Here is a 21715-nt window from a genome sequence, read left to right as displayed (position 1 = left end):
CCGTAAATGCAAATAACAATCCCGAAGATACTGCGCATGAAATCAATAAGAAATGGTTAATATATTCACAGCTTGATTGTTAGTGAACATCTCCGGTATTGACTAGCAGCACTAAAAATAAAGTAACTTAAGAGAGATTGATGATGAATAAAAATACCAAAATCCAACTTTCCAAATTATCCCTTGCTTGCACATTAGGTTTGATATCAATGGCATCCTCTGCCACCACGACGGAAATAGAAAATGTCGGGGCGTTAGAGTTTAAAGCTGATGCTGTCATAAAAGGCTATAGCATCAATAATGGTGACGGAAATTTTGACACAGGCGACGATCTTACAGGGGCCCTAACCCAAGCTAGACTCGAATTTAATATTACTAACCAAGATGGTTGGGCACTAAAAACTCGCATGCTTGCGTATTATGATTGGGCGGGCGACCGTCGGCATAGCGGCGCCTCTGGCAGCAGCTACACCAGCGATAAAAATGTCGATTCATTCTCACTTGATCTTGCTTTTTTAGAATATAAACGTCCTGACGGATGGCTATTCCGCGTTGGTCGTCAAGAAGCGAACTGGGGCTACGGGTTTAATATTTCTGACGATCGCCGTGATCGTGTTCTTGCAATGAAAACCATCATGACTGATGGTGGTTACGCTGCAATACTGGGATTATACGATCTGAGGTTTTCTGAAGAGTACTCAGAGAGCGGGTTGGCTTCTTCTTCTACCAGTAATTTGAACATGTATGCCTTAGGTGCAATGGGCAACCAAGCGGGCTTAGATTGGGGATTAGTATGGTCTTACTTTGATGGTGAATCTGTCTCCGAATTTCCGACTGAAGTACCGAACCCTTACTTCATTGACTACTTCCATAATATCTCACCTTACCTTGGCAAAACCTTTGGTAATTTTTCTATAAAGGGTGCTGCCAATATCAACCTTTCGGATGCAAACAAGGATGAACAGATCTACTTTTGGGGCAATAATAGTTGGGCAGCGTTTGTTGAAACTGGCTACCAATTTACCCCTGAATTCCAATTGCAGATTCAATTAGCAGGCATCGGTGATGGTGGACAGGTTGGCCGAGGTTGGGATAGCTACTCTATGCTAATCAATAGTTCTCCACGCAATGAGATCAATCCAACCCGTACAGAATTCTTTGGTGGCTTTGGTAACTTTAACGGCAACGCAGGTGAAAGTGGGACAATCTTGGGGATGCGTGCCAACTGGAAGGCATCTGACGATTTAACCGTAACCGTCGCTGCAGGGCGTATGGAACTTGATCTATACAATGCGAACTTAAGTACGGCTATGCCTGATTCGTTTAGAGATAACACCTACAGCACTTTCTTTGATGTGAAAGCGCTTTACCAATTTGGCCCAAGCAGCAGCATTGAATTGCGCGCCGGTCACGCAGATGGTGATATTGAGGACACCGCAGTTATGACAACATTACGAGCAGACTTTGGCTAAGCGTCAACCAACCATAGGTTAACCAACATTAACCTATGAAAGCAGACCATTGTTCAAAGGCTTGAGAGCCTATTTTCCTCTCAAGCCTTTTTGACGAAACAACAATAGGTTTAAAGAATAAATTGATGTGCAAAAAAGCGGTTCAACAACTTGAACCGCTTTCGAATAAATGTTGGAACAATCTAATGATTTATTTCATTATACTCGTTTAATGATTACGGCGGTTCCCATACCTCCGCCAATACATAATGACGCTAATCCGTATTCGCTCTCTTTCTTTTGCATCTCATACAATAGGGTCGTAAGAATCCGGCCACCTGATGCACCTAGAGGATGACCAAGGGCAATTGCACCACCGTTTAAGTTGGTTCTATCATCAAACCAATCAAGCGAAACGCCATGTTGCTCAGACAAACCATGCATGACACCAATCGCTTGTGCAGCAAAGGCCTCGTTCAGTTCAAGCAGATCCATCTGTTCTAGCGTCATATCAGCTCGTTGCAGCGCTTGTTTAATCGCAGAAACTGGACCTAAGCCCATGAAAGCAGGATCGAGCCCGCCTTGACCACAACTAACAATCTCAACCAGTGGTTGTAACTGATATTCATCAACCGCTTGCTGTGAGGCCACAATAAATGCTACTCCACCATCATTAATTCCAGAAGCATTACCTGCAGTAACAGAACCGTTGCGATCAAAGGCTGGACGTAATTTGGCTAAGCTCTCAATTGAGGCATCAGCACGTGGGTACTCATCACGAGAAAAGGACACTGACTTGCGGCGAATATTAACCTCAATTGGTGTAATTTCATCATCAAATCGTCCCGTCTCAACAGCAATACATGCTCGTTGTTGGCTACGCAGAGCAAATTTATCCTGGTCTTCACGGCTAATATTGTATTGGTCCGCAATATTCTCAGCAGTAACCCCCATATGGTACTGATTGAATACATCAGTCAGCCCATCATGAATGATTGAATCGAGGATTTTTTGTTCACCCATTTTGGCACCAAAACGGTTATTCGCACTCATCAAATAGGGCGCTGCAGACATGTTTTCCATACCTGCAGCGACAACAATATTCGCCTCACCTGCTTTAATTTTGGTCGCCGCCTCGATAACCGTTTTCATACCACTGCCACAGATCATATTCAGCGTGTAAGCGGGTACACCATCTGGCACGCCAGCAAAGCGAGACGCTTGGCGACCCGGCCCCATACCTTGAGCGGCACTAAGTACGTTACCGACGACAACTTCATCAATATCTTCAACACAGATATTGGCTTGCTCAATGGCGGCTTTAATTGCCTGTCCTCCAATCTGATAAGCCGGAACTGTCGTCAGTGTGCCACCAAAACTTCCTAATGCAGTACGCTTGGCACCAACAATAAATACTTTATTCATACCGCCTCCCTTAAATGACTAAGCCACCGTCTATTTTTAACGTTTGGCCCGTAATGAATGCTGCATTATCACTGGCTAAAAACAACACTCCATTTGCAATATCTTGAGGCTTACCCATACGTCCTAACGGTGTTTTCTTTTTCATGTAATCCAGTACTTTTTCAGGCAAATCTATCGTCATTGGCGTTTCAACAAACCCCGGAGCGACACAATTAGCACGTACCTGAATGCCTTTATGAGAGAACTCTTTCGCCCACCCTTTGGTCATACTAATCACTCCACCTTTAGTGGCAGCGTAGTTACTCTGTCCAACGTTGCCGTCTGTACCAACCACTGAGGACATGGTGATGATTGACCCGACACCGTATTCTATCATGATAGGTGATACCGCTTGGGTCATGTTGAAGACGCCTTTAAGGTTCACATTCACGACCATATCCCAGTCATCTTCACTCATTCTGTTGAGTAAGTTGTCGCGAGTAATACCTGCATTGTTAACCAACACATCAATATTCCCATGACGTTCTTTAAGTTCAGCCACAAAGGTTATGATTGCATCGCGATCGCACACATTAAGTTGAGTAGCACAAACGTTGCTATACTCACTTTCAAGTTCTGCCATTACTTCATGGTTCATATCGCAAGCGTACACTTTTAACGCTCCCTGCATCGCAAATGTTTCAACAATACAACGCCCAATACCTTGTGCCCCGCCCGTCACCACACACACTTTATTCGTCAACATACTTCATCACCTTTGTTTGTTTTTTTGAAAAGCACGACACGCCACGTTTGATGGTGAAATGGGCTCTAAGTCTTTCTATATTAGGCGTTGTTCTACTCAATGATTAGCCTCAAAGAATCAAAACACTATTGCAAATAAGGGATAAATAACGAATAGGCCATGCTTATAAGGGATAATGTGACGAGCAATACGCTATTGACACCTTTCCAACTAAAATTCTTTAAAAGTCAGAATATCAAGGATAGACTGCTGAAAAATTCCGCGATGTTGCATCGTAACACCTAATTTTCTTCTCATAGTGAAACACTTATGCTTGATAAAATTGTCTATTTCTTACACGTTGTTCGCACAGGTTCATTTAGCGAAGCTGCGAAGCAATATGGTATTTCAGCGTCAGCAGGTAGTCGTTGGATCATTGAATTAGAAGAGAATATGGGCGTAAGTTTACTTAAGCGTTCTACTCGCAAAGTGGTACCAACACAGGTTGGTGAACGGCTATTTGAACGTTTTTGTCATGTGAATATTGAAATTGATGACATTTTGACGGAGATACAAAACCTAGGTAACGATGACCGTGGTGTAATTAGAATTGCTAGTACACCTCTTTTTGCTAAAAATTTCCTCAGCCAAATTATTGGCGAATACTTAGGAGAATATCCTTATGTCTCTTTTCGTATCTTTGAAACCGCTTACGATGTAGACCATATTGATGAGGTCGATTTCTCAATCAGAGCCAACGCGACGTATCAAGGATATTTGGAGAAAGACAGCCTATTAGTCAAACGTTCATTGCTAAAGTATCCATTGAAGACGTGTTGCTCTCCACTTTATATTGAACGTTTCTCGCGCCCAGAAACCCCTGAAGATCTTAAAAAGCACAATTGTTTATATGCCTCAACGCTCGTTGGTGGAAATAAGTGGGTTTTCGAACGAGACGGTGAATTTACTACCGTAGATATTGCTCAGACAGTTGAAGTTGAAGACAGTGAGTTTTTAAAAACGGTGGCTTTGACCGGTGGAGGCATTGCGCATCTGCCAATCAATTTGATTAAAAAAGAGCTTGAAGATGGAAGTCTTGTTCCAATTCTTAACGACTATAGCAATAGTCAGTTTGAGTTCAACCTCTATTTCAGGCCAAGAAAACAGATGCCAACAAGGTGCGTCAATTTCAAAGATTTTTTGCTCAAACGGGTGAAAGAAATTAGTGAAGAATCCGTGTAATCCCCAATACACGGTTCAGAACCTGCGATTTTCGTTTCCGTCTAATTGGCAATATATTTTGCACTCTTTCCTTTTCATCATTACCTATTTGCACTAGCAAATCATTCATTTTTATCGTAATCAAAAACGTAATCCCCGCGATCTGCGCTCCGCAATTAAACATCGTCTTTTAAGATTTACTAATCCTAAAATCTTATTGATCATACCCCCCATAATTGGTTTTTTTATTATCCCATTGTTGCAATTATCTTTCCGATAAACACCTATTTCCTCATCAATATCAAGCTTATAAACTTCACCTATTACCTCGAACTTACTTTACTGATGAGCGGTTATTTTTCAAAGTAACCCGTTCTGAAGGACGATATTATGAATGTTGACATACTCACCGCCACTCAAGCAGCCACTCTAGTTAAAGATAACGATAGAGTCATTTTAGGAGGGTTCATTGGGGCCGTCGTTCCTGAAGCCATTGAACATGCTATTGGCGAACGTTTCTTAACTTCGGGTCACCCCAACAATTTGGAACTGTATTTCACTGCCGGTCAAGGTGATGGCAAAACTAAGGCAACGAATCACCTTTCCCATCCCGGAATGGTAAGTATGGCACTGGGTGGTCATTGGGGATTAATCCCTCGTCTGCAAAAATTAGCCAATGATGAACAGATTCAGGGCTACAACTTTCCTCAGGGAGTCATCGCCCAATTATTACGCGACTCTGCAGCAGGAAAACCGGGCACGATTTCCCATGTCGGATTAGGTACGTTTGTCGATCCTAGACTAGGTGGAGGAAAAATTAATTCAGTCACTAAAACTGAACGTGTCTCCGTAATGACCATTGATGAAGACGAGTATCTTTTCTACAAAAGAATTGACGCCAATGTCGCCCTTTTACGCGGTACTACTGCGGATGAAAATGGCAATATAACAATGGAAGACGAGTGTTTGTTCTTAGAAAACTTAGCTGCTGCTCAACTGGTCACTAACATGGGTGGTACGGTGATTGTACAGGTAAAAAAGGTGGTCAAAGTAGGTGAATTGGCACCTCAAAGTGTTCGTATTCCCGGTATTTTTGTTAACGCGGTTGTCATCGCTGAAGGTGAAGACCACATGCAGACATTTGCCGAACAGATGAACCCGGCCTACTGCATTGCAGGAAATGGGCAGATAGCTAAATCCGATCCACGCCAATTAGATGCTAAAAAAATAATCGCTCGCCGCGCCGCAATGGAATTAAAACGAGGTGCGATTTTAAACTACGGTATCGGAGCGCCTGAAGTAATAGCGAGTATCACCGATGAAGAGGGCATCACGGATCAAGTGATCGCGACAGTTGAACCCGGTGCAATTGGTGGTACGCCTGCGGGAGGCTTGAGCTTTGGAGCTTCGGCTTATCCAGAAGCTGTCATTACTCAAGATCAAATGTTTGACTTCTATGATGGTGGTGGCATTGATCAAGCATTTCTTGGCCTTGCTGAATGCGACAAAAATGGCGACCTAAATGTGTCTAAATTTGGCCCTACAATCGCAGGCTGCGGGGGCTTTATCAATATCACACAAAATGCCAAACAGGTCTTTTTTTGCGGAACCTTCACCGCTGGAAAACAACAGGTCGAAACCGGAAATGGCGAACTTCGCATTATCAAGGATGGACAGATCAAAAAGCTCATCAAACAGGTCGGTCAAATCACATTTTCGGCCACTATCGCCAGAAAAAATCACAAACCGGTGTTGTATATCACGGAGCGAGCCGTATTTCGTTTAGTTGCCGATGGGCTTGAGTTGATTGAAATTGCGCCGGGTATCGAACTTCAACGCGACATCTTAGATCAGATGGAGTTTATACCCATCATTAGCCCAGAGTTAACGTTAATGGATGAACGTATATTCATCGATAAGCCGATGGGATTAACCCTCAGTTCGAAACCCATTGAATAGTCAGCTATCGATAGCGCCTATCGGAGGTTCATACCCTATCCTCCTCAGTTCATGACCTGAGCTTAGTGGTAGGGTTCCATGACTTAATAGGTGCTTACCTTTTGATTTAACAGCATATAAATAATTTTATTTTTAATGAGTAAGTACTATGAGTTATACAATACACCAACTAGTTATTGGTCAAACCGCGTCATTTGAAAAAACGATTTGTGAATCAGACATCCTACAATTTTGTGGTATTAGCGGAGACATCAATCCTGTACACGTCAGCGAGTTGGCTGGGCAGAGCAGCGTTTTTGGCCAGCGAGTTGCTCACGGAATTTTAGTGTCTGGACTCACATCAGCTGTGTTAGGTATGCAGTTGCCTGGGCCAGGAACGATCTATCTCGGACAGGATATGCGCTTTACCGCGCCCGTTTATATTGGCGACACCATTCGCGCAGAAGTTGAAGTCGCTGAAATTCGAATGGACAAAAACATCGTAAAACTCAGAACTCGCAGCATCAACCAGCACAACAAAGTCGTGATCGAAGGCATCGCAACCGTCATGCCACCTAAAGCAGATTAATTCAGTTCTATTTTTTGGAGTAAGCAATGATTATTGAACCAATAGTTAAAGGGGTCGTCGCTCGTAATGCGCACCCAGAGGGTTGTAAGCAAGCCATTTTAAATCAGATCGAATACGTCCAAAACGAAAAGCCAATCATCAACGGTGCGAAAAAGGTTCTCATACTTGGGGCTTCTTCGGGTTTTGGTTTGGCTTCTCGTATCTCACTTGCTTTTGGTGGTTCAGCGGCCGACACAATTGGCGTATCTTTCGAACGAGGACCAAGTAAAAAAGGCGTTGGTTCTGCAGGATGGTACAACAACATTTTCTTCCGTGAAGCCGCTGAAAAAGAAGGATTAATAGCTAAGAATTTCGTTGGTGATGCTTTTTCAGATACCACTCGTAAACAGGTTATTGACTATATCAAAACAGAATTTGGTGGCTCGGTTGATCTCGTGGTCTACAGCCTAGCGACAGGTGTAAGACCGAACCCTGAAACGGGTGAACTTTGGCGCTCATCAATCAAGACTATTGGTGTTCCTATTACTGGAACAACAATCAATATTGAAACCGATACGATGGAGCAAATGACGGTCGGCAGTGCAACTGAAGAAGAAATTCTCGCCACTGAAAAAGTCATGGGTGGAGAGGACTGGGCAAGCTGGATATCTATCCTTTCTGATGCCTGCGTTCTTGGTGACGGATGTAAAACGCTCGCTTATTCTTATATCGGCGCAAAAAGTACTTATCCAATTTACCACCAAGGTACGCTCGGTAAAGCCAAGATGCATTTACATGCAACTGCGGATGACATAAACCGTCGTCTTGATGATATTGGTGGATCAGCTCATGTTTCTGTTTGTAAAGCATTGGTCACAAAAGCCAGTGTTTATATCCCCGCATTCTCTCCCTACATACTTGCCCTGTATAAAGTAATGAAAAAAAATGGCGTGCACGAAGGCTGCATTGAGCAAATGCAGAGGCTCTTCTCTCAACGCGTCTATGGTCACTCACTGACCATTCCTGTCGATGAACAGCGTTTAATCCGTATTGATGATTGGGAACTTGATAATAGGATTCAACAGCAAGTCGATAAATTGATCGAACAAATCACACCAGACAATTTTACTACCGTAGGTGACTACAAAGGTTACAAAACGGATTTTATGCAACTAAATGGATTCAGTTTACCAAACGTTGATTACCAAGCTAACGTCGATTTTGACACGCTATGTCAGCTGAAACCCTAAGTGCAACCATAAATTCAATGGAAACATACCAGTATTGTCGCCGCGAACACCGACGGTCACAATTCTCAACATTGATACTGCGATTTAGCTTCTGCCTTTAAACCAGCGCACGAGATAATAGCACGACGCAGTACACGAAGGGACAAGACTGGTAATAGCCGTTTATTCGTCATTATTTCAGAGGCCAGAGAGTCTCTACTGCTACCCAATAAGGTGATTCACATGAGAAAATATTTTATCGAGGCGCTTCTGTTCCTTACTTACGTTCTGTTCGCATTTGCATGGGCAGGTTCGAGCATTATGAGCCCCGAGATTATGAAGACTTTCGAGACCGGAGGTTTAACCATGATTGCGATGGCGACTAATATGATTGCCATCTCTAAAATTGTGGGTAACCTTTTCGCGGCTTGGTTCCTCGCCAAACTTGGACCTAAAAAAACCTTTACTGTCGCTTCTGGTCTTGTCGTGCTTGGTGGTATCGGTGCGTTTGCGTTGAACTACAATATGTTCTTATTCTCACGTTTAGTACTTGGCTTTGGTGGTGCGCTTTTGTTGGTAGTAACAGCACCAATCGTAATGCATACCTTCAAAGACGCTAAGAGCCGCATGATCGCTAACGCGCTAAATGCCGATGCCTTCAATACCGGTAACTTAATTGCAATCTTAGGGGTTGGCGCTTTAATGACGTTCGCTGGTGATTGGCAAGCCGCCATGTTAACGATGGCGGGTTTAAGTGCGATGGCTATGATGTTGTGGTTATTTGTCGGTGTTGATTTCGATATAACTAAAAAAGACGATGGTACTGTTGCTCGCGGATACACAATGAAAGAGGGTCTAAAAGAGAAATTCAATTGGACTATCGCTGTTGGCTACTCTGGCCTTTTGTTTTGTTATATCTCAGTATTTACGCTATTTCCTAACATCCCTGGCTTTGCTATCGAATCTAAATATCTCAGCTCTATCATGATTTCTGGCGGTATGATTGGTACGGCTATCGGAATGTTCGTTGTCCCTAAGTTTATCCCTCAACGCGTTCAAGCTTTGCGTTGGTTTGGTCTCGGTATCACTTTCTTTGCTGCAACCGCAGTATTAACTAGTATTCCGAGTATAGCGATGATTGCAGGCTTACTATGTGGGGTTTGTATGTTCTCACCAATGAGTTCATTGGTCACCATGATTCAAGAACAGCCAAATACATTCCCTGCTCGCGTTGCGGTTGCCGCGGGTATCTTCTGGTCTTCTGCTTATATACTTGAAATGATCTACATGACTATTGCCACTAGTATTGCTGATACGATGGGCAACCCACTAATCGCTGCATTTATCGCAGTCGGCATGTCGAGTACCATTTTCTTATCTAGCTTGTTCCTGAAAGAAACCAACAAAAAAGTAATGTAATTTAATTGAGGGCGGAAATACCGCCCCTTCATTGGAGTCGTTCACTATGCGTGAAGTAAGCCCAAAATTAAAACCTTGGCTCAATAATTTAAATAATGTCACGGTACCAGCCCTGCTTAAAAGTGGCTTTAAACCAAGCCCGATAAATGCCCGTGAAGGGTTAGCGAACCTAACCAAAGGACTTGTCACTGATATCCAAGAAGTGACGCGTATTACCGATGAGATAGTAATAAACGACGAGTACGATGTACCAGTACGTGTCTATAATCCAGATCCAGAAACAGCATTGCCGGTTATTATTTATTGCCATGGGGGTGGTCATATGTCCGGTTCTGTTACCGTTTATGATCCAATCTGCCGAAAGCTGGCAAATGCTACTCAACACATAGTGGTATCGGTGGAATATCGACTTGCACCAGAGTGTCGTTACCCTGCTGGACTCAATGACGTTTATACTGTCGTTAAGAACATTTATGACACACTAGATGCGGCTGAAATTCAACACCTACCCGTTCTAGCGTTAGTTGGTGATTCTGGTGGTGGCGCTATCGTTGCAAGTATCACGGCGAAAGCACAATTTGACGACCAAGTGCATATCGATAAGCAAGTGATGCTCTACCCAAGCCTTGATTACACCATGAACACTCAATCAATGGAGCAAAACGCGGAAGGATATTTATTACAAAAAAGCAAAATCGCTTGGTATTTTGATCGCTATTTCAATCAGCATGATGATCGAGTAAAGGCCTCTCCTCTTTATGGTGAATTTACTCACGGTTTACCGGCAACATTAGTATTCACCGTTGAGTTTTGCCCACTGAGAGACGAAGGTACACAATATGTGCAAAAGGTTCTGAATTCGGGCGTGCACGCTGAGCATATTCACTTTAGCGACATGATCCATACCTTTATCAATATGGAAGATTTGGTTCCTGAAGAATGTGAATCCGTTTACCGATCAATTGCAGATTTTTTACACCAAACACCAAAGACTCATATTGGGTAGCGTTCACATCAACACACTAGGCACATTGGCTAATCGATCGGTTTAACTTCCCTCGGCCAACAATACGTTAACGGTCTTATATTAGCGCCAGTAGGGACTTCCTGCTGGCTTTTCTATGCGTTTAATTATTAACACAACAGGTCAGAACCTCTAAGAAAATGGTAAAATAACATAGAGTAAACAAGGCGTTAAGGGTTATTTGATGATAGAGGCACTCATGAAAATCTATGTCTGAAATCTGTCGTATGAGCTTAGAGGGATTATAAATTCACTCTACTTTAAATCGATGAATAATTTGATTGCTCGATCCCCGCCACAACAGCTCAGGATCGTACAGATCTTGTTCGAACTTACCGTCTATTAACGCATCAACCAAGTCAACAATATCCTTTTGTTTTCGATTAAGCTCAGCAATTTCAAACCCAGACCAGAGCCAAATATCTTTGCCGGGGCACTCAGACTTGACTCTTTTTACCAGTTTAAGAACAGAATCTACATTATCTGGATGTAGTGGGTCACCTCCTGATAGTGAGAGTCCGCGTCGCTTAATTCGTAGATCGTTCAAGTCCGCGATTATCTGATCTTCTAACTCTTGTGTGAACAGATACCCTGAATTGGGTGACCAAGTCGCCTGGTTATAGCAGCCCTTACATTGGTGATTACAGCCCGAAACAAATAAGCTAGCACGGGTGCCGGGGCCATTAACGACATCTATCGGATAATATTGAGAATAATTCATAGCAACCACAAACCTTCCCAACGAAGGGAAGGCTAATTGAAGGATTTATAGGTGTTTAACTCGACGCTTAACTTCTTCTTGTTTACCTAAATTAAACGGACGTGCATCCGGGCTACCCAAGTAGCCACATACTCGTCGTGTCACGGACACTTTAGTTGAATCGTGGTTTCCACATTTAGGGCAGGTAAAGCCTTTACTGGTGCAATCAAACTCACCGGTATAGCCACATTCATAACACTCATCAATGGGCGTATTGGTACCATAATATGGTACTCGGCTATAGCTATAATCCCAGACATTCTCTAACGCTTCTACGTTTTGTTGCATGTTAGGGAATTCGCCGTAACAAATGAAACCACCAGAAGACAGCTCCGGATAAGGCATCTCAAAATCGATTTTGTCATACGGATTAACTTTCTTTTCTACATCAAGATGAAAGCTGTTTGTATAATATCCTTTGTCTGTAACCCCTTCGATTACACCAAACTCTTTAGCATCAAGACTGCAGAAACGGTTACATAGATTTTCACTCGGCGTTGCATACAAGCTAAATGCATACCCTGTTTCTTCTTTCCATGCATCTACTGCCGCTTTCATTTTACGAACGAGTTGAATCGCTTTAGCATTCAAGGTCGGATTATCATAAACGTGTTCTTTGCTCTTATACAACGCATTAATCGTTTCATGAATACCGATATAACCCAGAGAAATCGAGGCGCGCCCGTTTTTGAATATCTCAGCAACGGCATCATCAGGATTCAAACGAACGCCACAAGCGCCTTCCATATATAGAATAGGAGCAACCTTCGCCTTCACTTTTTCTAAGCGATTGATACGCGTATCTAACGCCTTTCGTGCTAACTTAAGTTTCTCTTCTAGCAGTGCATAAAACGTCGTTTCGTCCCCACCTGATTGAATTGCAATTCTTGGTAGATTCAAGCTAACGACACCTAGGTTGTTACGGCCATCATGAACCAACTCACCGTTTTGCTCATATGGATTCAGGAAGCTGCGACATCCCATTGGGGTCTTAAAAGAGCCTGTAATTTCGACCACTTTATCGTAGTTCAAGATATCCGGGTACATACGCTTGGTAGCGCACTCTAACGCCAGTTCTTTGATATCATAATTAGGATCGGAAGGTTTGTGATTCAAGCCATCTTTGATACCGAAGACTAATTTTGGAAAGACCGCTGTTTTGCGATTTTTACCCAGACCTGCAATACGATTCTTCAAGATCGATGCTTGAATTAACTTTGCTGCCCAGCTTGTTCCTAGACCGAAACCAAAGGTCACAAATGGCGTCTGTCCATTGGCCGTATGCAATGTGTTCACTTCATACTCTAAAGATTGAAATGCGTCGTAACACTCTTTCTCTGTCCGCGATATCGCAAACTCTTCAGGGTTATGAATATCCCACTCTTTAGCCACTTCCATATGCTTATCGTAGCTTGTTAAGACGTATGGTTCTAAGATCTCATCAATAGCGTTTATGGTTGTACCGCCATAAATATGAGAAGCAACCTGTGCAATAATTTGCGCCGTGACTGCTGTTGCTGTTGATATTGATTTCGGTGTATCAATCTCGGCATTACCCATCTTAAAACCGCGGGTAAGCATGCCTTTAAGATCAATCAGCATACAGTTGAACATTGGGAAAAACGGAGCATAATCGAGGTCATGATAGTGTATATCACCATCATCGTGAGCTTTTACAACGTCGCGAGGTAAAATATGAGTTTTTGCATAATGTTTTGCGACGATACCAGCTAACAAATCACGTTGAGTCGGGATTACCTTGCCATCTTTATTGGCATTCTCGTTTAATAGGTCGGCATTGCTTTGCTCAATCAAACCTTGAATTTCTTTCGTTAATGCGCTTTTTTTATCACGCGACATGTCACGATCATGTCGGTATTCAATATAAGAACGCGCCATACCTTTGTACGGGCCTTGCATCATTTCGTTTTCGACTAACGTCTGTATCTCTTGGATATCAACTTCGTCATGTTCAAGGAGTTTACGCTCAACAGCCTCTGCCACTTTCTCTGCATAGGCAGTAACATCACTGTCTATAAAGGTTGATGCACTTTCGACAGCGGTGACAATGCGATCCCTTGTAAAAGGGGCACGAGAACCATCTCTTTTAATGACGACTGTTTTCACTTTTTCTCCTTACCCTAGATATCCACAGATTATCAACAAAACACCATATAGGGTATTAACATTTAAAATTCACACTACATATTGTGTACGTATTTAACGAAAACCGCCAACCTTAAGTCTTGATCCAGATCAATAAAAACGAAGTGAACACCAAGATCACTCGATCTTTCTGGAGAAGATCTCATTGCGTAAAGAAACAGAAATTTCACACAAAAATGCGCTTTTTGGGGTTGAAATTTTTGATACCCTGATGACATAAGCGTTGGCAAGGAGTCAACAAAGATAATGATAAAATTACTAATTACAAAGTGGGTTTTTGGCTCACTTTTTGTTGCGTGCACTTTATCCACAGAATTTGCTTTCGCCGATTCAAAGTTAATCACAAGTTGGAATTTTGAGTGGTTGAGTCATCGCGGAAAAGTAAGCACGTTGTCAAAAAATCGTACGTCAAAAGATATCAAAATGTTAGCAATTCATTTTCGTCAGTTATCGCCTTCTATTTTATTCTTTCAAGAAGTCGATTCAAATGAGGCTATCCTGAACGTTGTTGGCCGTGGTTACCGTGTTTATCTTTCCGACCGTGTTCAAAAGCCATTTCGAAACTATCAATTTGACGATATCAACCAGTACACTGGTATTGCTGTTAAACATGGCATTAATGTACAAGATCCACATGACATAAGATTGGATAAAACACCCGGTAGCAAATTGAGATTTGCTACCTATATTATTATCGATAACATCGCCGCTATCATTAATAAAAAAACGAACCCCACGACAGAAGAGATCTCGCCTAAAATTCATCTGCTATCTGTACATTTAAAGGCAGGGTGTAGCGGTAGCTATCGAAATTCATCGTCGTGTTTGATCTTGAAACAGCAAGCGGTTGAACTGAACTATTGGCTTCGAGAGCGAGTACATAACAAAGAAAGTTTTATTATAGCTGGCGATTTTAATCACGCCCTCGCCTTTCCTAATGATTGGTTTTACCAAGATTTAACCCAGACAATTCAAAACCACGTTATTTTAACCAGTCGAAGAACCGAAGCACACTGTGTTGTTCGTTCAAAACGAAACCCAAATAGAACCTATAAATATAAAAATCTCATCGACCACATCGTAATAAGTTCAGATTTAGCCACCAGACAAGCCAAACAAAACGTGTATACCAAGCAACAGGTTTTAAGTTACCAGCTAAGTGACCATTGTCCTATTTCGGTTTCCCTCGCGAGATAATGAGGCAAAAAAAAGCAGCGCTATGTAGCGCTGCCAAGAGGCAGGTTTATGACTACCTGCGCGTCTGTTTAGAATGCATCAAGCAATAACAACTTCAATGCCTTGCGCTCTAAAACCTTCAACATATTCATCCGAACAGTCGCAGTCAGTAATAAGGATATCTATTTTGTCGTTACCAAGCACCGAGTTAAAACCCACTCGCCCCATTTTTGTAGAATCAACAACGGCAATTATTTTTTTTGCGCAGGAAGCCATTACCGCACTAATGGTATAACCATCATTAAAGGTTGTAATGCCTTTTTCAGGGTCAATACCATCGGCTCCAATAAACAGTATATCGGCTGAAACGCCATCGAGACACTGCTCTGCTTTGGTTCCATGCAGAGACTTTGTTTTTACTCTATACGTCCCCCCACATATTACTAAGGTTGTATTTGGCGCTTCTGCCAATGCGCTCGCGGCTGGCAGATTATTGGTAATCGCAATAATTTCACCCTTTTCAGCGATGTGTTCAGCCACGATATGCGTAGTGCTGCCGCTGTCTAAAATGACAGAATTGCCCGCTTCCACGTACTTTGCAGCGGTTATCGCAATTCTCTCTTTTGCGCTGGCATTGATTTTGTAGCGTCTTTCTAGTTTGATTTCGCGTTCATTTTCGATGCTGTTAGGAAGAGATTGCAAAGACTGCGCACCGCCATGAAAGCGTTTGAGTTTGTTGTTTTTTTCCAGTTTTCGTAAGTCAGCTCGTACAGTCACTTCGGAGGTATCAAATAACTCGACTAAGTTTTTTACTTCTACTCGTCCATTCTCTTTAAGAAGTTCTAGAATTCGTTCATGCCTTTCTAGCACATTCATTTGGTTTCCTCGCGCACGTCTTTCGTTTGATTTTGATTGTGTCCGAGCGGAATTATTGCACAAATGGATAATAGGTAAAGAAAAATAGACTTTTTGATGGATAACAAAAAAAGCCCGGATCGAGAAATTCGACCGGGTTATCAAGTATGATTCGTTTAGACTAACGCATAAACTTCAAATAAAACAATGGATAACAAAGGATTTTAATATTAAACAGTGACTACTTCGATACCTTTCTCTCTAAATCCATCTAAATACTGTTGATTAATATTGGTGTCTGTCACTAATATATCGATGAGTTCTATATCCAATACGTGGTTAAACCCCACTCTTCCCATCTTGCTTGAATCAACGACCGCAATAATAACGTTTGCACATGAAGCCATCACTGCACTAATGGTATAGCCTTCATTGAAGGTCGTTATCCCCTTATCTGGTACAATGCCATCGGCACCAATAAACAGTATGTCGGCAGAAACGCCCTCTAAGCACTGCTCGGTTTTCGCACCATGCAATGACTTCGTTTTATGTCGATAAGTACCACCACAAATAACCAGGGTAGTATCAGGCGCCTCTGAAAATTCTTCCGCGACTGCGAGATTATTGGTTATCGCAATTATCTCACCTTTTTTGGCGAGTTGCTTAGCAACTAAGTGCGTGGTACTGCCACTATCGATAATGATCGAATTGCCTGACGATACGTAAGAAGCCGCCTTTTCAGCAATTCTTTGTTTAGCCAAAGCATTCAGGTCATAACGATTTTCGAGTTTGGTTTCATTCTCTAATACTTTGGGGCTGCGATTTATTACGTTGGGCAACGTCGTAAGGGATTGTGCACCACCATGAAAACGCTTTAGTTTATTTTCTTTTTCAAGCCTTCTAAGATCCGCGCGTATCGTCACCTCTGACGTATGAAACAGTTCAACAAGGTTTTTAACGTCTACTCGACCTTTCGCAACAAGAAGTTCTAATATGCTTTCTTGTCTTTCTAGCACGTTCATTAATTGTACCTCTTGTCTGTCGATAAAGTGGCTGCCTTTTACGATTTTCTTTATTGCTCTATTCTGTCTATATTACGTAAAAGGCACGCCTGTATTATTTATCGCTACTCAGTTGCTATCTTGCCGTCTATATCCCAAAGGTCTTCCCAGCCTTTTGCTGTTTCCCACAAGAATACTTGGCCTTTGATTAAGCGACAGTTTTTGTCGTTTTTAGAAATAGCATCCATCTCTTCATCGGTTAACGGATTCTCGGTGATGCATTTCAGATTCGTGTGATATTCATTCTCACGTACAGAGAAAGGAATAGGCACGTGGCCACGTTGAGCAGCCCACTTGATGCATATGACCGCAGGATGAACCCCTAAACGTTTCGCTGCTGCAACAATGACCGGGTCTTCAATGTCTACTGTATCGTTATCGGTTTTGTCTCTGTCCGGGCGTGTAGGAGAACCAATTGGACAGAAACCAACGGGTAATACGTCGTTAGCCACTAAATAATCGTACAAACCTTGTTGCTGGAAGTGTGGGTGGCATTCAAATTCGTTAACAACTGGCTTAATACGAGCATCTCTCAAAAGAAGCTCCATTTTTGCCTGTGTCATGTTTGACGTACCGATACTCTTAACTAAACCCATGTCGACAAGTTGTTCCATCTGTCTCCATGTATTCATGAATTTTTCTTGGATAAACGGTGTTGAATCAGGGCTACGAGAATCACCGTCGCAACCAGGCGCATGATAATTTGAGAAAGGCCAATGCACCAGGTAGAGATCAAGATAGTCTAATTGAAGATCTTCTAATGACTGTTTACACGCTGCAATAACGTCATCATGTTGGTCATTCCAAACCTTAGAGTCGATGAACAGTTCTTCTCTTGGTATGCCACCATTCATCATCTGCTGGAACACATCACCAATCAGTTTTTCGTTTCCATACACCGATGCACAGTCAAAAAAGCGAAAACCAATAGAAGCCGCACCTAAGACTGCATTTGAAACTTCTTCTGCGGTAAATCTATCTGAACCAAATGTACCCATACCGATAGCTGGCATCTTAATTCCATTCGCTAGTACCTTCGTTGGAATGGATGATTGCGCGACTGCGTTATTTGATATTTTGAATTGAGACATGTTTAATTCCTTTTGAAAAGGTGGCCCCTCAAAATTAGGAGGTGAGGGGCACCTTGTATTCTAATGATACTTGTTATTAGTAAAGTACTGACTTAGCTTCTTTAGTGTCGATGTTTTGCTTAGTTACGTAAACAACACCTGTATCGATGAACTTCTCAACTTTTTCACCTTTAAGGATTTTGTTTACTGTTTGAACACCTTCATAACCCATCGCGTAAGAAGATTGCACAACGATACCGTTTAAAGTGCCATCTTTTACGAACGATTGAAGGTCAGAGTTTCCGTCAAAACCAACCGCAACAACTTTACCAGCGAAACCTTGTTGCTTAAGTGCACGGCCCATACCAACTGCAGTTGGTTCATTCGAACCAAAGATAGCAACGAGATCTTTATTTGACGCTAATACGTCGATAGTTTGGTTGAGTGCAGTAACCATGTCTGCTTGTGAATAGAAAGGACCGATAATTTCCGCGCCTGCTTTCTTCACTTCATCCATGAATCCACCGTCACGCTCAATCGCTGAACCTGCACCTGGAGTAAATGACATCATGGCAACTTTCGTTACTTTTTTACCTGATGCCTTTAGGTCAGCTATCAGCTTTTTAGCAGCAAGTGCACCAGCTGTACGGTTATCTGTTGCTAAGAATGCTTGATAATACTTGTCATTTTCTAAACTAGAGTCAATTAATACAACTGGAATTCCTGCTTCCCACGCTTTCTTAACGGAAGGAACCAAGGCGTTTGGATCAGAAGGTGCTAATACGATGCCTGACACGCCACGGTTAATCGCGTTATCGACCATATTAACTTGCTCTGCTACGTTTGTTTCTGCTTCTGGTCCCTGGAACGTGATTTTATATTGGCCTAACTCTTTTTCAGCATCTTCAGCTCCACCACGAACATTTTGCCAGAAGTTAGAATTAGATGTCTTCACGATAACTGCTATTTCGTTAGATTTAGCAAATGCATCCGGCATGCTGAACATTGTAGTAAGTCCAATCATTGCTACCATTGCGAGTTTTTTCATAGTACCGCCCTCCTTGTTAGGCGCATTTTTCTTTGTAGGTACAGATTTTGGTTTTTTAACCGGGTTTTGACGAAGCTGATCAAATGCCACCGTCATTATTATTACGCTACCGATAATGATTTGTTGAACGAAGAAAGAAACACCATTCATATTCAAACCATTACGGAGCACGCCCATGATAAATGCACCAATCAGAGTTCCTGGTATCGTACCTACCCCTCCCATTAGTGATGTTCCACCTACCACGGCGCTTGCGATTGCATCCAACTCGTAAGCAACACCACCATTCGGTTGTGCTGTTACTAATCGAGATGCGAGTACTACACCTGCAAGTCCTGCTAATGCTCCGCAAGCCGTGTAGGCATAAATCTTGACTCTCTCTGTCTTGATACCAGAAAGACGAGCTGCTTCTTCATTTGAACCGATTGCGTATAGGTAGCGACCAACACGTAGCTTGGTTAATGCAAATGTAAACATGGCCGCAATAACTAACATCAAAATAACTGGATAAGGAATACCCGGGAACTTAACGATAGGGAAACCATTTGCACCGATTTCAACGACTCTAAATAGTGCTCCGTTACCGAGGTAAGAGAACGATTCTGGCATACCGGATACGGGTGCAGCGTTGGTGATATATAACGCCAGACCACGGGCAATCATCATCATGCCCAATGTTGCAATGAAAGGTGGTATCTTCAAAAAGGTAACAAAAAAACCGTTGGTTAAACCACACAATCCACCGATAAATACGCCAAATACAAGCCCTAACGAAACAGGCATGCCCGCATTTACCGCCATACCAGCCGCTACGCCAGCAAGCGCAACCACCGACCCAATACTAAGATCTATTCCCCCAGTTAGAATGACACACGTTACACCGATACCCATAAAGGCGATCGTTGACGTTTGCAATCCAATAGTCATCAAGTTATTGATAGTTAAAAAATATTCGTTCGTTGCGGTGAAGGCGATAAGCAGAGCAATCAAGCCTCCAAATGCTGCTAATTTTTGCAGCATCAGTTTTTGTTTTTCAGTCATTTAAGCTTCCTCATATTCATGAGCGAACATATGTTTAACGCCCGTCGCATAGTGCATGATTTCTTCTTGGTCCGTTTTTGAGGTTTCTAACATTCCTGTCATTTCCCCTTCCTTCATTACGATAACGCGGTCGGACATACCCATTACTTCTGGCAGTTCTGACGAGATCATAATGACGCCTACTCCATCGGCGGCAAGTGCATCAAGCAATTCGTAGATTGCGTATTTTGCCCCTACATCGATGCCACGGGTTGGTTCATCGAATATCATTACTTTAGCTTCTCTAAACAACCACTTACCGATTACCACCTTCTGTTGATTGCCACCGCTCAGATTATTTACAAGCTGCTCTACAGTGGGGGTTTTTATCTCCATTTTGTCGATGAATGTTTTTGACGCTACACATTCTTCGCTAGTCGATATGACACCATAGTCGTTGCACACTTTATCCATGGATGCCATGGTAATGTTTTCACGAATGGTCATTTTGACTGCAACACCGTTTAACTTTCGGTCTTCAGAAAGATAAGCAATACCCGCTTTTATCGAATCCGCAGGAGACTTAATAGAAACCTGTTGGCCGTGAATATAAATCTCACCATCGTCTAACGGATCAGCGCCAAATATAGAACGAGCAAGTTCGGTGCGTTTCGCCCCAACCAAGCCAGTGAAACCCAGAATCTCTCCCTTTCGAAGATCAAAGTTCAGTGGTTTAAATACGCCGTTTCGTTCTGCGTTTATCACCGACATGATCATGTCTTCTTGTGGAACAGAGGTTCTTTTCGGGAATTTCTTATCTAAAGACCGTCCAACCATCTTGGAAATAATATCGTCCATGCTAATGTCACTTAACACATGATCAGATACGTACATGCCGTCACGGAAGATGGTGATGTGGTCACAGATACGTTTAAGTTCGTCCATTCGATGCGAGATATAAACGATACACACACCTTGTGACTTAAGCTTTTCTACCAACTCAAAAAGTTTTTCGATCTCTTTTTCAGTCAACGCCGATGTTGGTTCATCCATAATCAGCACTTCAACATCAAACGAAAGTGCCTTTGCAATCTCGACCATTTGCTGTTTCGCAACAGACAAGGTATTAACGACATCGGTAGGGTTGACCCCTATTTCAAAGATCTCTAATAATTTCGCCGCATCTTTTTCCATTTTTTTATGGTTAACGATGCCTCTCGTCAAAGGTTCACGAGCAAAGAAAATATTTTCTGCCACCGTTAGGTGAGGTATTAGGTTAAGCTCTTGGAAGATCATGCTTATTCCGTTTTTCTGAGCTTCTAATACCGAAGAAAATGTGCGCTTTTCTCCTTTGTATTCAATGGTGCCTTCATCCGCTTCATGAACGCCGATAAGTACCTTCATTAACGTTGATTTGCCTGCACCATTTTCCCCCATAAGTGCATGCACTTCGCCTTTACGTAGATCAAAATCGACGTTGCTTAGTGCTTGAACACCTGTGAAAGCTTTTGAAATGTTGCGCATTGATAATAATGTGTTTGTCATACATAGCCTCCGTGC

17 protein-coding genes are annotated in these 21715 nt (G+C 42.4%); 8 read left to right on the top strand and 9 right to left on the bottom strand.

What is annotated here, in order from left to right; all coding sequences use genetic code 11:
* Positions 1 to 140: 140 nt before the first annotated feature.
* A complete protein-coding gene (locus IUZ65_RS23040) occupies positions 141 to 1472 on the top strand; it encodes a hypothetical protein (RefSeq protein ID WP_229638295.1) in 1332 nt (443 codons plus the stop codon).
* Positions 1473 to 1670: 198 nt separating this feature from the next.
* Here IUZ65_RS23040 and IUZ65_RS23035 read toward each other — a convergent pair whose 3' ends face one another.
* Both IUZ65_RS23035 and IUZ65_RS23030 read right to left on the bottom strand, forming a co-directional pair.
* Positions 1671 to 2876, bottom strand: a complete 1206-nt coding sequence (locus IUZ65_RS23035) for an acetyl-CoA C-acetyltransferase (protein ID WP_195706333.1) — start codon at positions 2874 to 2876, stop codon at positions 1671 to 1673.
* 10 nt (positions 2877 to 2886) lie between these two features.
* Positions 2887 to 3621, bottom strand: a complete 735-nt coding sequence (locus IUZ65_RS23030) for a beta-ketoacyl-ACP reductase (RefSeq protein WP_195706332.1) — start codon at positions 3619 to 3621, stop codon at positions 2887 to 2889.
* Positions 3622 to 3930: 309 nt separating this feature from the next.
* Between IUZ65_RS23030 and IUZ65_RS23025 the strand changes: the two genes are divergently transcribed.
* From IUZ65_RS23025 to IUZ65_RS23000, 6 genes are all read left to right on the top strand, one after another.
* Positions 3931 to 4842 (top strand): LysR family transcriptional regulator, encoded by a 912-nt coding sequence (locus tag IUZ65_RS23025; protein WP_195706331.1) that lies wholly within the window; start codon positions 3931 to 3933, stop codon positions 4840 to 4842.
* Positions 4843 to 5211: 369 nt separating this feature from the next.
* Positions 5212 to 6780 (top strand): acyl CoA:acetate/3-ketoacid CoA transferase, encoded by a 1569-nt coding sequence (locus tag IUZ65_RS23020; protein ID WP_195706330.1) that lies wholly within the window; start codon positions 5212 to 5214, stop codon positions 6778 to 6780.
* 148 nt (positions 6781 to 6928) lie between these two features.
* Entirely contained in the window at positions 6929 to 7348 is a 420-nt protein-coding gene (locus tag IUZ65_RS23015) for a MaoC family dehydratase (RefSeq protein WP_195706329.1), read from the top strand.
* Between the two features lie 26 nt (positions 7349 to 7374).
* Positions 7375 to 8577, top strand: coding sequence for an enoyl-ACP reductase FabV (fabV, locus tag IUZ65_RS23010; RefSeq protein ID WP_195706328.1), 1203 nt, complete (start codon positions 7375 to 7377; stop codon positions 8575 to 8577).
* A 222-nt stretch (positions 8578 to 8799) separates the two neighbouring features.
* The gene (locus IUZ65_RS23005) at positions 8800 to 9975 is read left to right on the top strand and encodes an MFS transporter (RefSeq protein ID WP_195706327.1); all 1176 of its coding nucleotides are present in this window, start codon (positions 8800 to 8802) and stop codon (positions 9973 to 9975) included.
* A gap of 46 nt (positions 9976 to 10021) precedes the next feature.
* A complete protein-coding gene (locus IUZ65_RS23000; RefSeq protein ID WP_195706326.1) occupies positions 10022 to 10981 on the top strand; it encodes an alpha/beta hydrolase in 960 nt (319 codons plus the stop codon).
* Between the two features lie 268 nt (positions 10982 to 11249).
* Here IUZ65_RS23000 and nrdG read toward each other — a convergent pair whose 3' ends face one another.
* Together nrdG and nrdD are read right to left on the bottom strand one after the other, a co-directional pair.
* Entirely contained in the window at positions 11250 to 11720 is a 471-nt protein-coding gene (gene nrdG / locus IUZ65_RS22995; RefSeq protein WP_195706325.1) for an anaerobic ribonucleoside-triphosphate reductase-activating protein, read from the bottom strand.
* Positions 11721 to 11765: 45 nt separating this feature from the next.
* Positions 11766 to 13886: an anaerobic ribonucleoside-triphosphate reductase gene (gene nrdD / locus IUZ65_RS22990; RefSeq protein ID WP_195706324.1), complete on the bottom strand. Its 2121-nt coding sequence runs from the start codon at positions 13884 to 13886 to the stop codon at positions 11766 to 11768.
* A 285-nt stretch (positions 13887 to 14171) separates the two neighbouring features.
* Between nrdD and IUZ65_RS22985 the strand changes: the two genes are divergently transcribed.
* On the top strand, positions 14172 to 15122 hold the full coding sequence (locus IUZ65_RS22985) for an endonuclease/exonuclease/phosphatase family protein (protein WP_331275675.1): 951 nt from the start codon (positions 14172 to 14174) through the stop codon (positions 15120 to 15122).
* A gap of 78 nt (positions 15123 to 15200) precedes the next feature.
* Here the strand turns inward: IUZ65_RS22985 and IUZ65_RS22980 are convergent, their stop codons facing one another.
* The 5 genes from IUZ65_RS22980 to IUZ65_RS22960 all read right to left on the bottom strand — a co-directional run bounded on the left by IUZ65_RS22980 (position 15201) and on the right by IUZ65_RS22960 (position 21700).
* Positions 15201 to 15977: a DeoR/GlpR family DNA-binding transcription regulator gene (locus IUZ65_RS22980; protein ID WP_195706322.1), complete on the bottom strand. Its 777-nt coding sequence runs from the start codon at positions 15975 to 15977 to the stop codon at positions 15201 to 15203.
* A gap of 209 nt (positions 15978 to 16186) precedes the next feature.
* Positions 16187 to 16978 (bottom strand): DeoR/GlpR family DNA-binding transcription regulator, encoded by a 792-nt coding sequence (locus IUZ65_RS22975; protein WP_195706321.1) that lies wholly within the window; start codon positions 16976 to 16978, stop codon positions 16187 to 16189.
* A gap of 104 nt (positions 16979 to 17082) precedes the next feature.
* Positions 17083 to 18108, bottom strand: coding sequence for an aldo/keto reductase (locus IUZ65_RS22970; RefSeq protein WP_229638294.1), 1026 nt, complete (start codon positions 18106 to 18108; stop codon positions 17083 to 17085).
* A 76-nt stretch (positions 18109 to 18184) separates the two neighbouring features.
* The gene (locus IUZ65_RS22965; protein ID WP_229638293.1) at positions 18185 to 20176 is read right to left on the bottom strand and encodes a substrate-binding domain-containing protein; all 1992 of its coding nucleotides are present in this window, start codon (positions 20174 to 20176) and stop codon (positions 18185 to 18187) included.
* Complete coding sequence (locus IUZ65_RS22960; RefSeq protein ID WP_195706320.1) at positions 20177 to 21700, bottom strand: sugar ABC transporter ATP-binding protein; 1524 nt, start codon at positions 21698 to 21700, stop codon at positions 20177 to 20179.
* Between the last annotated feature and the right edge of the window lie 15 nt (positions 21701 to 21715).

Source organism: Vibrio sp. VB16 (assembly GCF_015594925.2).
GTDB lineage: Bacteria > Pseudomonadota > Gammaproteobacteria > Enterobacterales > Vibrionaceae > Vibrio.
The sequence above is the reverse complement of the archived record's forward strand: the minus strand, read 5'-3'. Positions and strand labels throughout refer to the sequence as shown.

Coding starts and splice junctions, on each gene's coding strand:
- IUZ65_RS23040 (WP_229638295.1), top strand. CDS start 141: ATGATGAATAAAAATACCAAAATCCAACTTTCCAAATTATCCCTTGCT.
- IUZ65_RS23035 (WP_195706333.1), bottom strand. CDS start 2,876: ATGAATAAAGTATTTATTGTTGGTGCCAAGCGTACTGCATTAGGAAGT.
- IUZ65_RS23030 (WP_195706332.1), bottom strand. CDS start 3,621: ATGTTGACGAATAAAGTGTGTGTGGTGACGGGCGGGGCACAAGGTATT.
- IUZ65_RS23025 (WP_195706331.1), top strand. CDS start 3,931: ATGCTTGATAAAATTGTCTATTTCTTACACGTTGTTCGCACAGGTTCA.
- IUZ65_RS23020 (WP_195706330.1), top strand. CDS start 5,212: ATGAATGTTGACATACTCACCGCCACTCAAGCAGCCACTCTAGTTAAA.
- IUZ65_RS23015 (WP_195706329.1), top strand. CDS start 6,929: ATGAGTTATACAATACACCAACTAGTTATTGGTCAAACCGCGTCATTT.
- fabV (WP_195706328.1), top strand. CDS start 7,375: ATGATTATTGAACCAATAGTTAAAGGGGTCGTCGCTCGTAATGCGCAC.
- IUZ65_RS23005 (WP_195706327.1), top strand. CDS start 8,800: ATGAGAAAATATTTTATCGAGGCGCTTCTGTTCCTTACTTACGTTCTG.
- IUZ65_RS23000 (WP_195706326.1), top strand. CDS start 10,022: ATGCGTGAAGTAAGCCCAAAATTAAAACCTTGGCTCAATAATTTAAAT.
- nrdG (WP_195706325.1), bottom strand. CDS start 11,720: ATGAATTATTCTCAATATTATCCGATAGATGTCGTTAATGGCCCCGGC.
- IUZ65_RS22985 (WP_331275675.1), top strand. CDS start 14,172: ATGATAAAATTACTAATTACAAAGTGGGTTTTTGGCTCACTTTTTGTT.
- IUZ65_RS22980 (WP_195706322.1), bottom strand. CDS start 15,977: ATGAATGTGCTAGAAAGGCATGAACGAATTCTAGAACTTCTTAAAGAG.
- IUZ65_RS22975 (WP_195706321.1), bottom strand. CDS start 16,978: ATGAACGTGCTAGAAAGACAAGAAAGCATATTAGAACTTCTTGTTGCG.
- IUZ65_RS22970 (WP_229638294.1), bottom strand. CDS start 18,108: ATGTCTCAATTCAAAATATCAAATAACGCAGTCGCGCAATCATCCATT.
- IUZ65_RS22965 (WP_229638293.1), bottom strand. CDS start 20,176: ATGACTGAAAAACAAAAACTGATGCTGCAAAAATTAGCAGCATTTGGA.
- IUZ65_RS22960 (WP_195706320.1), bottom strand. CDS start 21,700: ATGACAAACACATTATTATCAATGCGCAACATTTCAAAAGCTTTCACA.